This is a genomic window from Neisseria mucosa, from assembly GCF_003044445.1.
GTDB lineage: Bacteria > Pseudomonadota > Gammaproteobacteria > Burkholderiales > Neisseriaceae > Neisseria > Neisseria mucosa_A.
Genome location: NZ_POWX01000005.1, coordinates 100,379 through 115,992 on the forward strand (window position 1 = coordinate 100,379; position 15,614 = coordinate 115,992).

The following is a 15,614-nucleotide window of genomic DNA, read 5'->3' on the forward strand; positions in this document are numbered from 1 at the left end:
GACCTGAGAAGGTATACGCAAGTATCTTGTTTTAATGTGGTTTTGTAGTGGATTAACTTTAAACCAGTACGGCGTTGCCTCGCCTTGCCGTACTATTTGTACTGTCTGCGGCTTCGTCGCCTTGTCCTGATTTAAATTTAATCCACTATAACAATATCAGGAAATTTTCGATGAAATATATGATTGCCCTGCTGCTTGCCGCTAGCCCCGTTTTGGCATCGGCTGCGCCCAATAACGACAAAGCTGCCGTCCAAGCAGCTATTGCCCAGTATTACAACCGTCCGCTTGCGGCGCACAACTGTCAGCTTACCGAGCCGCCGAAAGACAGTGAGACAGCATCTGACAATATTATGTATTGTATGAAACCCGTTGCTGACCATAGCGTAACGCGCAACGGTAAAGCCACGCGCTATGTTTTGTACACGGGTTTTGCCTATGATATGAAGTACAAATTAAAACAGGGCGCGCATGCTTCTTCGGGCTTGGCAGAATTGTTTGTTTTGGAAAAAACAGACGGCAAGTGGACAATCAAACAGCACGGAAAAGATGAAATCGGCGCATGGGGGGACGTGCCGGAGAATAAGGCTTGGCAGTTTGTCCAGATGGGTGAGCAAAACTGGGGCTACGCTGTCGAATCAGGCTATACGGGGCAAGGCGAAACGACAACTGGAAGAAACTTTCTGTTTACCGATAATAGCAACCGTATCCGTCGCAGCTTCATTGTGAATGGTAAAGATAACGGCGCATATTATGGCAATTGTGATGTATACAAAGGGCGGGAAAAACGCGATTGTGAAGACCGATATACCAGCATCGATGCAAAAATTGCCTTGGATAAAAGCCGTCCTTCAGCCTCAGGCGTTTGGGCATTAAGCGCAACGGTAAAGGGGGTGGATGGTAAAAAACGTTATAAAAATCAGAAATATGTGATTCCTTATGACGGCAAGACACACGTTGCCCCCAAAAACTATCCCTTAGGCGGACAATAGTTCCCTTAAAAAATGCTTTTATCAAACCATTACTACCTCAAGTCAAATCCCGTGAAAGAAACGCATAAACTTTGGGCCACCCTCATCATTACCGGCATTATCGGCGGCATGGTCGGCATTGTATTAACCGAAATCATGCATACGATTCAACATCTTGCCTATGGTTATGGTTCAGACGGCCTATACGTTTCTTTCAGGGAGGGCGTATCGCAGGCAAGTCCTGCGCGGCGTATCGGCGTGATGGCTTTTTGTGGTGCGGTGGTCGGCTTGGGGTGGTGGTTGCTCAAACGCCACGGCAGGCCGCAACCGAGTATCAAAGCCGTGGTTAAAAATCCGCTCGCCGGTTTTCCGTTTTTTGAAACCGTCAGCCATGCACTGTTGCAAATCATTACCGTCGGGCTTGGTTCGCCGCTCGGTCGTGAAGTTGCGCCGCGCGAAATGACCGCCGCTTTCGCTTCAGTCGGCGTCAACCGTTTCGGATTTAGCGAAGACGACGCAAGGCTGGTCATTGCTTGCGCCTCGGGTGCAGGTTTGGCGGCCGTGTATAACGTACCGCTCGCGTCCACACTTTTCATCCTCGAAGCCATGCTGGGCTTGTGGACGCAGCAAGCCGTCGCCGCCGCATTGCTGACTTCAGTCATCGCCACCGCCGTCGCACGCATCGGCTTGGGCGACGTGCAGCAATATCATCCGACCAACCTTTCCATCAACACCTCATTACTTTGGTTTTCCGCCATCATCGGCCCGATACTGGGCGCAACCGCCGTCTTTTTCCAGCGTACCGCCCAAAAGTTCCCCTTCATTAAGCGCGACAATGTCAAAATCATTCCCTTGGCCGTCTGTATGTTTGCACTCATCGGCGTAATTTCCATCTGGTTTCCCGAAATTTTGGGCAATGGCAAAGCAGGCAATCAACTGACCTTTGGCGGATTGACCGACTGGCAACACAGCCTTGAGCTGACCGCCGTCAAATGGCTGGTCGTCTTAATGGCGCTTGCCGTCGGCGCATACGGCGGTCTGATTACCCCGTCCATGATGCTCGGCAGTACCATCGCCTTTGCCGCTGCCACCGCGTGGAACACCTTCTTCCCCGCCATGTCGTCTGAAAGTGCCGCCGTCATCGGTGCGGCGGCTTTTCTCGGCGTTTCCCTCAAAATGCCCCTGACCGCCATAGTCTTCATCCTCGAACTCACCTACGCCCCCGCCGCCCTGCTGATGCCTTTGTGTATCACGATGGCGGGCGCAGTGGCAACGGCAAGGAAAATGGGGTTTGAATAGAAGAGATAGGGAAAAGTAGTTGTTTGAAAAGGATAAATGGCGGTAGATGGCGGAGTGCCATATCGAGAGCAAGGTGTATCGGCTGTAAATGATGGAGGGGTCGGAATTGAGAATGTCGCAGCAGAAAAAAGGTCGTCTGAAACTCTATTTTCAGACGACCTTTGCTTTGGGGATTATTTACCCGGCTGGGTTTCATAGTGGGGCGAATAAGGGCCGTACATGATGCCGTTCGTCGCGGACGCCGAAAGCAGACGCGTGCCTGCAACTTGGGCAATATCGAATCCTTTGTCACCGACGGAGCTTGCAATCTGTTGGACGATTGCGCTCAACATTGCGCCGAGCAGGCCTTGTCCGGCAGTATTGTTGTTCTCGGTGCTGGAAGCCGTTGCAGAACCGTGCCACAACTCTTTTCCGGTTTTCGCGTCAACCAGTTTGGCTTCCGCCGTAACCCGGGTATCGCTTTGGATGAGTTGGTAGCTGGTGCCATATTGGTTGATTTTTATATAGAGTACGGCATCCGCGCCGAAAATCCGATTGAGTTTTTCAAGGCTGACTTGATGGATGTCGTGCGCATTGTCCAGACCGTTTTGCTTGAAGGTTTCGGCCACTGCGGCAACCGGGAACACGTAATAGCCTGATTCTGCCAACGGTTGCGTGGAAGAGGCGAGCATCCCCGCACTTGCCTTGACTTCCGGCGATTCGTTTAAGGGGGGCAATACCAAAATGGAGCGGGGTTTGCTTTCCCTGAATGCGGAATAGTCGAAAGGCTGCGGCGCGGTAGCGGAACAGGCTGACAGTATGATAGCGGTTGCAGAGGCAAAAAGGGCGGTTTTCAGGCTGCTCATTTTCGGGCTCCTTTATTTTTCAACAGGAAGTCCATGAAGGCGGAAGATTCGGGGAACAGGCGTTTTTCGGTTTCGAAGTGTTCCGCTGCCGACTGATCCTGCCCCGCTTCGCTCAACAGCATTCCCAAATGGGCGTGTGTGCCGGGTGCTTCTTTTTTATTTTCGCTCCGGGTTTTCTGGAAATATTTTTCCATTGCGTCGATTTGTTCGCCTAGGGGTTTGCCGTCGCTTTTGAGGCGTTCGTAAACATCGGCATTGTTGTTTCCCCAATAATAAAGGGTCTGCTGAGGGTTGCCGCATGCGGCAAGCAGCAGGCAGAATGCGCCCAGGCAGCCTGTTTTGATGAGTTTGTCCATTTCAGACGACCTTTCAGCGGGCAGGCGTCCAAGCACCGCTTTCGATGCCGGCAACCAAATTATTGACTGCTTCGCGGATGGCCAGGTCCAATACTTTGCCGTTCAGCGTCGCATCGTAGCCCGCAGTGCCGCCAAAGCCGACGACTTCGCGGTTGGACAATGAAAATTCCCCTGCGCCCTGCGCTGAATAAACCACTTCGGAAGTGCGTACATCCACGACGTTCAACGCTACTTTGGCATAGGCGACTTGGGATTTGCCGCGTCCTAAAATCCCGAAAAGCTGATGGTCGCCGACATCTTTGCGGCCAAACTCGGTTACATCGCCGGTAATCACATAATCCGCACCTTTAAGGGCTTGGGTTTTGCCGCCGATGCCCGCTTCCTGCTTCAGCGCGCTCAATTGTGTACGGTTGAGTACGTTGAAACGGTTAGTCTGTTGCAGGTGGGTCAGTAAAATGGTTTTCGCCTGACTGCCCAAACGGTCTTCACCGTCGGAAAATACGCCGCGCTGGTAAGTGGAGCGGTTGTCGAAGCTACCGATGGAAATAGGCGCGCGCGCACCGTGATAAGGGGTATTGTAGCTGCTGACTTTGACGGCTTCGATGGTTTTGGAAGACTCGGTCGCACAGCCGGCTGCCAAGGCCGCGGTTGCGAAAATGCAGAGGAATTTTCTGTACATGTTTGATTACTCCTGAGTAACTCGGAATTTGGACTTTTTAGGGCAGATTATGCAATCCGACCGATTTTGCATTCTATGGCTGTTTGTTAATGTATGCAAGATTTAACTGTATGAAATTTTAAAAATATTTAAAAATGTTAAGTGGTTGGATATGCGAAAGTCGTCTGAAAACTTATGAACACGGTTTTCAGACGACCTTTTTTATCGAAAAATTGTCAACAATTTTTCTGGAAAACTGCTGCTAAAAAGCCGAAACTAGAGGATAATACCGCCCCTGAAAGTGTTTGTTTCCAGTTATAAATCTGCTTAAAAGGAATCCCCATGCCTTCCATCAAACGCGCCCTGATCAGCCTGTCCGACAAAAACGGCGCAGTCGAATTTGCCCAAACCCTGCACAAACTCGGTGTCGAAATCCTCTCCACCGGCGGCACGGCGAAGCTGCTTGCCGATGCGGGCGTTCCCGTGATTGAAGTCGCCGACTACACCGGTTTTCCCGAAATGCTTGACGGCCGCGTGAAAACGCTGCATCCGAAAATCCACGGTGGTATTTTGGGTCGGCGCGATTTGGGCGAACACGTCGCCAAGATGGAAGAGCACGGCATCGGCAACATCGACCTCGTGTGCGTCAATCTTTACCCCTTCGCCGCCACCATCGCCAAGCCCGACTGCACGCTGGAAGACGCGATTGAAAACATCGACATCGGCGGCCCTACCATGGTGCGCTCCGCCGCGAAAAACTGGAAACACGTCGCCATCGTTACCGATACCGCCGACTTCCCCGCCATCGCCGCCGAAATGGAAGCCAACGGCGGCGCGTTGAGCGACAAAACCCGCTTCAACCTGTCGCGCAAGGCGTTCAGCCACACCGCCCAATACGACGGCATGATTTCCAACTACCTAACCTCGCTTTCAGACGACGTCTTGAGCGGCACGCCCGAAATCGGTGAATTCCCAAGCCAGTTCAACCAAAGCTGGATTAAAGTGCAAGACATGCGCTACGGCGAAAACCCGCACCAACGCGCCGCGTTCTACCGCGATGTGTACCCCGCCGCAGGCAGCCTCGCAGCCTACAAACAGCTCCAAGGCAAAGAATTGTCGTACAACAATATCGCTGATGCCGATGCCGCTTGGGAAGCCGTCAAATCCTTCGACGCGCCCGCCTGCGTGATTGTGAAACACGCCAATCCGTGCGGCGTCGCCGTTGCAGCCAATACATTGACCGCCTACAAACTCGCCTACGCCACCGACACCACCAGCGCGTTCGGCGGCATCATCGCCTTCAACCGCGAAGTGGACGGCGAAACCGTTAAACAGATTACCGATAATCAGTTTATGGAAGTCTTGATGGCGCCGAAGTTCACCGCCGAAGCCCTCGAAATCGCCGCTGCCAAGAAAAACGTGCGCGTGTTGGAAGTGCCGCTCGAAGCAGGCGCGAATCGCTTCGAACTCAAACGCGTCGGCGGCGGACTGTTGGTACAAACGCCCGACATCCACCGCATCAGCCGCGCCGATTTGAAAGTCGTCTCCAAACGCCAACCGACCGAGCAGGAATGGAACGATTTGCTGTTCGTTTGGAACGTCGCCAAATACGTCAAATCCAACGCCATCGTGTTCGGCAAAGGCGGTCAAACCTACGGCATCGGCGCAGGCCAAATGAGCCGCGTGGACAGCACCCGCATCGCTGCCCGCAAAGCGCAGGACGCAGGTTTGGACTTAAACGGCGCATGCGCTGCCTCCGATGCCTTCTTCCCGTTCCGCGACGGCGTGGACGTGATTGCCGAACAGGGCATCAAAGCCATCATCCACCCCGCAGGCTCGATGCGCGATCAGGAAGTCTTCGATGCGGCGGACGAACACGGCATCGCCATGGTGGTAACGGGTGTTCGCCATTTTAGACATTGATTCGGGAAATAAATAATGTGAACAAAGGTCGTCTGAAAAACTATTTTCAGACGACCTTTTTGTACAAGAGATGTCCAGAGATACACGGCAATTGCATTTTCATTCTGTCCGACAAAATGCCGCTGTTGAGGCTATTGGTCAATTTGCCCACTGTTGATGGGGAGGAAGTGGGTGCAGAACCGCCATTCGTGTACTGCTTGATCATCGATATAGGCGTTCGGTTTGGGTAAAAATGCTTGAAAACATTCCGATATGCCCAATTCTTCTGCGCTGCGACGGGCGTAGTCGGCTCCTCCGCTGCTCCAGAGGTAAAGCATATGTCCGTTTTCATGCAGGCGGCGGACTTGGCGGATGACTTCGGGCATGGGAATGCGCGTACTGCCTACGCTTCTGACAAGGGTGTCGTCCACATCAATGAAAATAACGGTAGGTCTACTCATTAGATTAATTGCTTTGAAATGGGTGGATGGATATCAAAAAGGTCGTCTGAAAAACCTTTTCATATTTTCTATCATTGTTTTGTTCAATTACTGCTTTATTTGTTAAAACGGGTTTATTGGTTCTCCCGTATCCATTTTTCCCAACGCTCGAACAGGGCAGGTTGCAGGGCGGCGATGACGGAGCGTTTGAAGACGTGTTCGCCGCTCCAGAAGTCGTCGCCTTCCAAAGTGGACAGGTTGCCGCCTGCTTCTTCGAAAATCAACGCGCCGGCGGCGTAGTCCCACAGTTTTTGCCCGCCGTGGACGTACACGTCGTAGCGTCCGCTGGCGAGGTAGCACCAGTCGAGCGTGCTGCTGCCCATGCTGCGGATGGTGCCGAAGGGGGCGAGCGTGCTCATGCGGCTGGTGAGTTTGCCGGAGCGCAGGTATTTGATTTCAACGCCTGCGATGGCTTCGCTGAGTTTTTTGTCGACGGTGCGCAGGGGGAGTGGTGTGCCGTTGAGGTATGCGCCTTTGCCGCGTTCGGCGTAGAAACATTCGCCGCTGACGGGGTTGTAGATGATGCCGAGTTCGGCGCGGCCGTTTTTGACGAAGGCGACGGAAACGGCGAAATGGGGCAGTCCGTTGACGAAGTTGTTGGTTCCGTCTATGGGGTCGACGACCCACAGCCCGTCGGTATGCGCGTGCAGTTTCCAAAGGGTGGTTTGTTCTTGCACGCTCATTTCTTCGCCGAGCATGGGGCTGTCGATCAACAAGGGCAGGGCGGCGGCGAAGGCGGTTTGGGCGGCAAGGTCGGCTTCGCTGAGCATGGAGCCGTCTTCTTTGCGGTGCGACGGGGTATTCAGGAAGCGCGGCATGACTTCGGTTTGCGCGATGTGCCGGACGACTTTTTGCAATCGGTGTAACACTTTTTGTCCTTGTTTTTGCGGTTGGGGTGCGAAATCGTATAATCGCGTTATTATATCCGTTTTCACTTGAAGAACCATGTCCAGATTTTATCTGCCTGATGCTTTATATGCGGGGCAAGTCGTTGAACTGCCTGATAATGTTGTGCGTCATTTAAATGTTTTGCGCGTGCGCTGCGGGGAAGAGGTCGTTTTGTTTAACGGCAACGGCAAGGCGTATCCCGCGCGTTTGGATGTTTTGGAAAAACGCCGTGCCTGTGCGGAAGTGTTGCGCGAGGAGGAGACGGACAACGAGTCGCCGCTGAAAATCACGCTGGTGCAGTCGGTATCGAGCGGTGAACGTATGGATTTTACTTTGCAGAAAAGCGTGGAACTGGGCGTGGTGGCGATTCAGCCGGTGATCAGTGAACGCTGCGTCGTACGCCTGAGCGGCGAGAGGGCGGATAAACGGGTGGTGCGTTGGCAGGAAATTGTGGTGTCTGCCTGCGAACAAAGCGGCAGGAATATTGTGCCGGAAGTGCGCCCGCTGCTGCCTTACCGCGAGGCTTTGAAACAGATGTCGTCTGAAACGACCAAGCTGTTGATGAGTTTGAACCGTGCCCAGAGTTTGCGTGCCGTCAAGCCGTTTTCAGACGACCTGATTTTTATGGTGGGGCCGGAAGGCGGCTGGACGGACGAGGAGGAACGGTTGGCGTTTGAAGCGGGATTTCAGTCGGTAACGCTGGGCAAGCGGGTTTTGCGGACGGAAACCGCTTCGCTGGCGGCGATTGCAGCGATGCAGACGCTTTGGGGGGATTTTGTGTAACCGAGGTCGTCTGAAAACGGGATGGGAAACGTAAATTTTTAGATGGTTTGAAAAGTAAGTTTTATTAAAATCATATGTTTATATTTGTTTTTCAAGCCATTGCCCGCTTTACCTGTTTTACGCCTTCGCGGCGTTGGGCAATTCATCCGTTTTCGCTTACAATAGCCGATTATCCGAATCAACGCTCAAAGGCCTTCACATGCAATACGCCAAAATTTTAGGTACCGGCAGCTATCTTCCCGCCAACCGCGTCAGCAACGACGATTTGGCGAAAAAAGTCGATACGTCCGACGAGTGGATTACCACCCGTACCGGCATCAAGTTCCGCCATATTGCAGACGAAGGCGAAAAAACCAGCGACCTCGCCGCCGAAGCATCACGCCGCGCGCTGGTTGCAGCGGGTGTCGCTGCCGATGAAATCGATTTGATTATCGTGGCAACCGCTACCCCCGATATGCAGTTCCCGTCCACCGCGACCATCGTCCAGCAAAAACTCGGCATAGAAAACGGCTGTCCCGCATTTGACGTGCAGGCGGTCTGCGCGGGCTTTATGTACGCCCTGACCACCGCCAACGCCTACATCAAAAGCGGCATGGCGAAAAAGGTTTTGGTCATCGGCGCGGAAACGTTCAGCCGCATCGTGGATTGGAACGACCGCACGACCTGCGTTTTGTTTGGCGACGGCGCAGGCGCGGTAGTATTGGGCGCGTCCGACGAAGCAGGTATCATTCATAGCAAACTCAAAGCAGACGGCAACTACCTCGACCTGCTCAACGTACCCGGTCAAATCGCCAACGGGCAAGTTTGCGGTTCTCCTTACGTCAAAATGGACGGGCCGGGCGTGTTTAAATTCGCGGTCAAAATGCTCGCAAAAATCGCCGACGAAGTCATCAGCGAAGCAGGTTATACCCCCGATCAAATCGACTGGCTCGTGCCACACCAAGCCAACAAACGCATCATAGACTCCACCGCCAAACACTTGGGTCTGGACATGGAAAAAGTCATCCTGACCGTACAGGAACACGGCAACACATCCGCCGCTTCCATCCCGCTCGCACTCGACGTCGGCATCCAAAACGGTCAAATCAAGCGCGGACAAAACTTGTTGCTCGAAGGCATAGGCGGCGGCTTCGCATGGGGCGCGGTGCTGGTGAAATACTGATTTTTTGTTTGTTTCAAACTTATAGTGGATTAAATTTAAACCAGTACGGCGTTGCCTCGCCTTGCCGTACTATTTGTACTGTCTGCGGCTTCGTCGCCTTGTCCTGATTTAAAGTTAATCCACTATATTCCCACGCAGGTGGGAATCCAATTTTGAATTGCAGCAATTTCTTTTCAAACAAAGATTTCTTGAGCTTGCCGATGAATTCCTGCCTGTGCGGGAAGGCAGACGGCAAGTGTCATATCAAAAGAAGATGACCAGCCCTATATCCGCTTAAAATATGAAAGGTCGTCTGAAAACCTGATGCTTTGGGTTTTCATACGACCTTTCATCATTCAGACCTTATGAAAGTCCAAAAAATGCGCTGTTCGATCAGACACAGATGGCATTTGCCATATGATTTTCCTGCTTCGTACAAAGTATTTATTTACCGTCCCGCGTACCACCGAAACCGATATTGAAAAACGATTTGAGTTTACCTGCAATCGAGTCGGCATTCGGACCAAAGATGCCCAATTCGTAATTGCCTGCCGGTATATAGTCCGGATTATAAGGATCGCCCGACCTGGCAACATCGACATTGCTTCGTACACCCATGACTTCCTGTCCGTCCAGATTGATTTTTTCGAGCTTGCCCTGTCTCAGCATGATGTCTCCAAAATCTAATTGAAGCGAGGAAATTTTTCCATGGCCGGTACGTTCGTCGAAATCTATGGTGTATTCCAAAGAACCGGGACTTGTGCCGTAGCCAATAGTACCTTCTACAGGATCGGTTCGATCGTTAAAAGCATCGCCGTGATAAACCACCTTGCCCATTTTAGGCAAGGCTGACTCAAGTGTCGGGGTGCCGCTGATTTGGATATCTGTAACCTCTCCAGTGTAGCCGTTAGCTTGCAGCTTCGTTTGCGTAATGCCTGTAACTGTCGAGTAAGGCAGTTCGTAAATCCGCTTGGCACTTTTATCCGGCATGGTTGCCAGCGTCAGCTTCGGCTCTTTGGGAGCGTTGCCTGCTGTCTGGTCTGTTGGCGGTTGGGTTGCAGGCGTTTGCGGTTTGGTGTTGTCTGCTGCTTGGGTTGTAGGTGAATCGCCGCTGCTGCCACCTGATTGATCTGCGGCCGGTGTGGTTGCAGGCGTTTGCGGCTTGGCGTTATTTGCTGCTTGGGTTGAGGGAGAGTCTCCACCGCTGCTGCCACAGGCGGCAAGTGCGACTGCGAGGATAGACAAAGAGAAGGCGCGTGATAGGTATGTCATGATATTTCCCTAAGCTCGTTTATGGACAATGTAAAGGATAATGTAAAGATTTTCTTCGGGTGCGAAGATGTTCATTCTCTTATGTTTTTTATAATTTTTCAAGAAGTTATTTTAGACTTTGGTCAGTTTTTTGATAGGGGGTTAAGAGGGAGTTTTTCATTTAATTACATTGAAACAGGGAGGGGGGAAGCTTTTTGTATGCGTCAATTTATTTTTCAAATGCACAACTCAATGCTTGTAGATACCTCCTAATTCTTTTCACGCAAAAAAGGTTGTCTGAAAACGTGTAGTTGCTTCAAACCGACACCGTTTCAGACGACCTTTTATTCATTATGGTTAAATTCTGCATAAATTATGATAAATCGGTATAATTGGAAAGCTGGTTATTATCCAATACATTTTTTCCTTAATATAAAAATAAAATGAACCATAATAAACATTACGGGACAATCGCCCATTGGTTCGGGGAAATGAGCCGCGGCTCCATTATTTGCGACGAGTCTTCGCAACGCATCTTTGCCAACCGCCAATCCCTCCACCCCGATTATCAAGAACCTGAAACCGGACACCGTGTCAGCTTTCAAATAGAAACGGAAAACAACCGCGCCGTCGCAAGGGGTGTCGAGCGCGTCAATCCGGGTTATAAAAACAATGACAGCGCGGTCATTACGCTGACCGACTGGGATTGGTCGAAGAATGGTGGTTATGGAATGGATGTTTCAAATGAAGGGCAGCCGGTCTTTGTGCTGGGACAGTTTCTTGCCGACCAAACCCGTACGCCTAGGGCGGGCGACCGCCTTGAAGGCACGCTGCGCCGCCATCCCAACGGACAGTGGCTGCTGGTCAATGCCGTTATCCGCAGTACGCCTGAATCCGAACCCGAACCTGAGTCGATACACGCTGCGTCCGCTAAAAAAGAAAATGTTCAAACCATACACTTTTCCCGTCCGGAGCACGGTCCCAAAGTTCAAGCCAAAATCGAGCAGCCGTTGGTTGCCGAAACCCGTTATCCCGCTCCGAAATCCGCCCAAAAGAATCTGCTACCGCCTAATCAGGTCATGAGTGGTACGATTACCACATGGGATGATGCCAAAGGCTATGGCTTCATCCGTTTCGGCGACGAGTCTCAAAATATTTTCTTTCACATCAGCGCGTACCATTACAATACCAGCCGTCCGCAAACAGGTCAGCGCGTCAGTTTCTACTGCAACCGCCCGATAGAAGGCAACCGCCAACAAGCGATCAAGGTCGTCCAGTTGGGCGATGAAGCATTTCTGTTTGACGAATTGCCACCCGACCACAACAGGCTCAATATCGATATGCAGGCTCTCCTTATCAACAGCGTCATTGCCGTCGTTTTCCTGACCGTTGTCGCCGCGCTTTCTAATAAACTGTTTTTCATTTACGTCCTTATCAGTATTGCCGCCTTCATTCTCTATCAACAGGATAAGCAGACGGCGATGGAGTCCGCGCGCAAAATCAGACGTAAAAACGAGTACCAAAACCGCATCCCTGAAAACAAACTGCACGCATTCAGCCTACTGGGCGGCTGGCCCGGCGCATTGGTTGCGCGCGCCGCGTTCCGCCACAAAACCAAGAAAGTTCCTTTTGTTCAGATTTTCTGGCTGACAGTGGCAATAAATGTTGCCATTACCTATGCCCTGCTGATACATTACGCCGATAATCCTCTGACGAATTTTCTGAAAAACTAAACCAAAACAAAGGAATATCATGTCTTTTGCATTTTTCTTCCCCGGTCAGGGTTCGCAAAGCCTCAATATGATGGACGGCTTCGCAGGACAATCGGTCGTAAAAAATACCTTTGACGAAGCTTCCGCAGTCTTGGGTCAAGATTTGTGGGCGATGATTAACGGTACGGATGCCGACCTCATTGGGCAAACCGTGAATACCCAGCCCATCATGCTTGCCGCCGGTGTTGCCGTTTATCGTGCTTATCTGGAAGCGGGCGGCACAACACCAGCCGTCGTTGCCGGCCACAGCCTCGGTGAATACACCGCACTCGTTGCCGCCGGTGCATTGGATTTTGCGGATGCAGTCAAACTCGTCCGCCTGCGCGCCGAACTGATGCAGTCTGCCGTGCCGCAGGGCGTAGGTGCGATGGCGGCGATTCTCGGCTTGGAAGATGAACAGGTAAAAGCCATTTGCGCAGAAGCCGCGCAAGGCGAAGTGGTCGAAGCCGTCAACTTCAATTCACCCGGACAAGTCGTGATTGCGGGCAATGCCGCCGCCGTCGAGCGCGCCATGAACGCTGCTAAAGAAGCAGGAGCCAAACGCGCGCTGCCGCTGCCTGTATCCGTTCCTTCGCATTGCAGTCTGATGAAGCCTGCTGCGGAAAAACTTGCCGAAGCACTCAAAACCGTCGAAATCAAACAACCGCAAATCCGCGTCATCCATAATGCCGATGTTGCCGCTTACGATGATGCAGAGAAAATCAAAGACGCACTTGTCCGCCAACTTTACAGCCCTGTGCGCTGGACGGAAACCGTCAATGCGCTGGTTGCTGAAGGCATTGCCGAGTCAGCCGAATGCGGACCGGGCAAAGTGTTGGCAGGTTTGGCAAAACGTATCAACAAAGAAGCCGTGTGCAGCGCTTTGACCAATTCCGAACAAGTTGCTGCCTTTATCGAAGCGCATTAAGTTTGCCGCTTGTTATGTTTTAGACGACCTTTCTTAATGAAAGGTCGTTTTTTAATGTCTGTCGGTTGTGTTCGGATAGGGGAGGGAATAGCAACAGGGGGATGTTTTATAGTGGATTAACTTTAAACCAGTACGGCGTTGCCTCGCCTTGCCGTACTGTCTGTACTGTCTGCGGCTTCGTCGCCTTGTCCTGATTTAAAGTTAATCCACTATACATTCCAGTTCACTATCAATTTATTTTGAACATTTAAGGTCGTCTGAAAAAACTTTACAGAAATAAAAATCGTTATTCATTTAAAAACAGCAATTTCGTCGCATCGGTAACTTCGTTGCGATATAATCATAGGCTTTACCAATCCGACAGATTGATAAAATATTCAATCTGCATTACTCCGGAACACCGAGCCAATGATAGAAAAACTGACCTTCGGCCTGTTTACCCAAGAAGATTCGCGCAGCTTCATGCGCTTGATGGCTTATATCCGCCCTTATAAAGCACGCATCATCTTTGCTTTAATTGCTATCTTCGGTGTTGCCGCTACCGAAAGCTATCTCGCCGCCTTTATTGCCCCGCTAGTCAACCAAGGCTTCGCCCCGCCTTCTGCTCCGCCCGAACTTAACACCGCAGGCGGCATCATCGCTACGCTGCAAAACTGGAAAGATCAATTTACCTACCTGATTTGGGGTACGCCCAATAAAGTCTGGGTTGTGCCGGTATTTTTTATCTTTTTGGTCATCATTCGCGGCATCAGCCGTTTCGTCAGTACCTATCTCTTGACTTGGGTTTCCGTCATGGCAATCAGTCATCTGCGCCGCGATATGTTTGCCAAGATGCTGCAACTTTCTTCCAAATTTCATCAGGAAACCCCGTCCGGCACGGTTTTGATGAATATGGTGCAAATGGCGGAACAATCCATCAGCAACGCCAGCAATGTATTTATCGTTTTAACCCGCGATACCATGATTGTCGTCGGTTTGGTCTGCGTCCTGCTTTATTTGAACTGGCAGCTTAGCTTGGTTGTTGCCCTGATGTTCCCGCTGCTGTCTTTGTTGTCCCGTTATTACCGTAATCGTCTGAAAGACATTATTGCGGGAGCGCAACTCAGTATCGGTACCATGAACAATGTCGTCAACGAAGTCCATCAAGGACACCGTGTAGTCAAACTCTTCGGCGGCCAACGTCAGGCTGCCGAACGCTTCACCGCTGTCAATGACACCATCGTCCGTCTCGGTAAAAAAATCACCCAAGCCACTGCCGCGCGTTCTCCATTCAGCGAACTGATTGCGTCGTTTGCTTTGGCTATTGTCATCTTTATCGCCCTTTGGCAGAGCCAACAAGGACATACCACCATCGGCGAATTTATGGCGTTTATCGTTGCCATGCTGCAAATGCTCAGTCCGATTAAAAACTTGGCGAACATCAGCATCCCCATGCAGACCATGTTTATTGCTTCTGATGCCGTTTGCCAATTCCTCGATACCGAGCCTGAAAAAGATAACGGTACAAAAATCCTGACCAATGTCGAAGGTCGTCTGAAATTTGATAACGTCGATGTCTGCTACCACACAGACGGTAAAAAAGCCTTGGACAGCTTTAATCTCGATATCCGCAAAGGCGAACGCGTAGCCCTGGTCGGCCGCTCAGGCAGCGGTAAATCTACTGCCGTCAACCTGCTTCCGCGTTTTGTCGAACCAAGCTCCGGCGCGGTTTATTTGGATGATGTGAATATAGAAGACATCAAACTTGACAACCTGCGCTCCCAATTCGCCCTTGTTTCCCAAGATGTCTTTTTGTTTGAAGGCACGCTTTTGGAAAACGTCCGTTACAGCCGTCCCGATGCCACTGAAGAAGAAGTATTGGCAGCCCTCAAAGCCGCGAATTTGCAAGATTTGGTTGAAAGCTCGCCATACGGCTTGAACCAGCCGATAGGCGCAAACGGCAATCAACTCTCCGGCGGTCAGCGTCAACGTGTCGCCATTGCCCGCGCCATTTTGAAAGACGCCCCCATCCTGCTTTTGGACGAAGCCACCAGCGCGCTGGACAACGAATCCGAACGCCTCGTCCAACAAGCCCTTGAACGCTTGATGGAAAACCGCACCAGCATCATCGTCGCCCACCGCCTGACCACCGTCGAGCAAGCCGACCGTATTATTGTCATGGACGACGGTCATATAGTTGAGCAAGGTTCCCACGATGAATTGATGGCGCAAAACGGCTACTATGCCATGCTGCGCAATATGCCGAAGCAGATAGCAAGTTGATTTTCAGACGACCTGTCGGTCAGTTGAAGGACGATTTGCTTAAGAGGTCGTCTGAAAACACCGAGCAGCAAGACAAGGAAGG

At 51.5% G+C, this 15,614-nt stretch carries 14 protein-coding genes; 8 read left to right on the forward strand and 6 right to left on the reverse strand.

Features of this window, described 5'->3' with window-relative positions; genetic code table 11:
- The first annotated feature begins 170 nt into the window (after positions 1-170).
- Both DBY90_RS04540 and DBY90_RS04545 read left to right on the forward strand, forming a co-directional pair.
- Positions 171-989 carry a hypothetical protein gene (locus tag DBY90_RS04540; protein WP_070492586.1) on the forward strand — a complete coding sequence of 273 codons (819 nt, stop codon included), beginning with the start codon at positions 171-173 and terminating at the stop codon, positions 987-989.
- A gap of 108 nt (positions 990-1,097) precedes the next feature.
- Entirely contained in the window at positions 1,098-2,267 is a 1,170-nt protein-coding gene (locus DBY90_RS04545; protein ID WP_199904693.1) for a chloride channel protein, read from the forward strand.
- A gap of 173 nt (positions 2,268-2,440) precedes the next feature.
- On the opposite strand, the gene DBY90_RS04550 is transcribed toward DBY90_RS04545, so the two are convergent.
- The 3 genes from DBY90_RS04550 to DBY90_RS04560 are packed head-to-tail and all read right to left on the reverse strand — an operon-like array spanning position 2,441 to position 4,147.
- Complete coding sequence (locus tag DBY90_RS04550) at positions 2,441-3,103, reverse strand: DUF799 domain-containing protein (RefSeq protein WP_411713445.1); 663 nt, start codon at positions 3,101-3,103, stop codon at positions 2,441-2,443.
- Between the two features lie 5 nt (positions 3,104-3,108).
- Positions 3,109-3,468, reverse strand: coding sequence for a DUF4810 domain-containing protein (locus tag DBY90_RS04555; RefSeq protein ID WP_039406100.1), 360 nt, complete (start codon positions 3,466-3,468; stop codon positions 3,109-3,111).
- A 13-nt stretch (positions 3,469-3,481) separates the two neighbouring features.
- Complete coding sequence (locus tag DBY90_RS04560; protein WP_003741163.1) at positions 3,482-4,147, reverse strand: CsgG/HfaB family protein; 666 nt, start codon at positions 4,145-4,147, stop codon at positions 3,482-3,484.
- 321 nt (positions 4,148-4,468) lie between these two features.
- Here DBY90_RS04560 and purH point away from each other — a divergent pair, with 321 nt between their 5' ends.
- Positions 4,469-6,049: a bifunctional phosphoribosylaminoimidazolecarboxamide formyltransferase/IMP cyclohydrolase gene (gene purH, locus DBY90_RS04565; protein WP_107986595.1), complete on the forward strand. Its 1,581-nt coding sequence runs from the start codon at positions 4,469-4,471 to the stop codon at positions 6,047-6,049.
- 131 nt (positions 6,050-6,180) lie between these two features.
- Here the strand turns inward: purH and DBY90_RS04570 are convergent, their stop codons facing one another.
- On the reverse strand, positions 6,181-6,498 hold the full coding sequence (locus DBY90_RS04570; protein ID WP_267894283.1) for a DUF705 domain-containing protein: 318 nt from the start codon (positions 6,496-6,498) through the stop codon (positions 6,181-6,183).
- A 104-nt stretch (positions 6,499-6,602) separates the two neighbouring features.
- Positions 6,603-7,397, reverse strand: a complete 795-nt coding sequence (locus tag DBY90_RS04575; RefSeq protein ID WP_036492236.1) for an inositol monophosphatase family protein — start codon at positions 7,395-7,397, stop codon at positions 6,603-6,605.
- Between the two features lie 76 nt (positions 7,398-7,473).
- On the opposite strand from DBY90_RS04575, the gene DBY90_RS04580 reads away from it, so the two are divergent.
- Both DBY90_RS04580 and DBY90_RS04585 read left to right on the forward strand, forming a co-directional pair.
- On the forward strand, positions 7,474-8,199 hold the full coding sequence (locus tag DBY90_RS04580) for a 16S rRNA (uracil(1498)-N(3))-methyltransferase (RefSeq protein ID WP_070492054.1): 726 nt from the start codon (positions 7,474-7,476) through the stop codon (positions 8,197-8,199).
- A 199-nt stretch (positions 8,200-8,398) separates the two neighbouring features.
- Entirely contained in the window at positions 8,399-9,361 is a 963-nt protein-coding gene (locus DBY90_RS04585; RefSeq protein WP_101810279.1) for a beta-ketoacyl-ACP synthase III, read from the forward strand.
- Positions 9,362-9,784: 423 nt separating this feature from the next.
- Here the strand turns inward: DBY90_RS04585 and DBY90_RS04595 are convergent, their stop codons facing one another.
- On the reverse strand, positions 9,785-10,612 hold the full coding sequence (locus DBY90_RS04595; RefSeq protein ID WP_060975295.1) for a factor H binding protein domain-containing protein: 828 nt from the start codon (positions 10,610-10,612) through the stop codon (positions 9,785-9,787).
- 422 nt (positions 10,613-11,034) lie between these two features.
- On the opposite strand from DBY90_RS04595, the gene DBY90_RS04600 reads away from it, so the two are divergent.
- The 3 genes from DBY90_RS04600 (at position 11,035) to msbA (ending at position 15,532) form a co-directional block, all read left to right on the forward strand.
- Positions 11,035-12,324, forward strand: a complete 1,290-nt coding sequence (locus DBY90_RS04600) for a DUF1294 domain-containing protein (RefSeq protein ID WP_107986599.1) — start codon at positions 11,035-11,037, stop codon at positions 12,322-12,324.
- Between the two features lie 19 nt (positions 12,325-12,343).
- Complete coding sequence (fabD, locus tag DBY90_RS04605; protein WP_070491020.1) at positions 12,344-13,270, forward strand: ACP S-malonyltransferase; 927 nt, start codon at positions 12,344-12,346, stop codon at positions 13,268-13,270.
- 408 nt (positions 13,271-13,678) lie between these two features.
- The gene (msbA, locus tag DBY90_RS04610; protein ID WP_070491018.1) at positions 13,679-15,532 is read left to right on the forward strand and encodes a lipid A export permease/ATP-binding protein MsbA; all 1,854 of its coding nucleotides are present in this window, start codon (positions 13,679-13,681) and stop codon (positions 15,530-15,532) included.
- Positions 15,533-15,614: the final 82 nt, after the last annotated feature.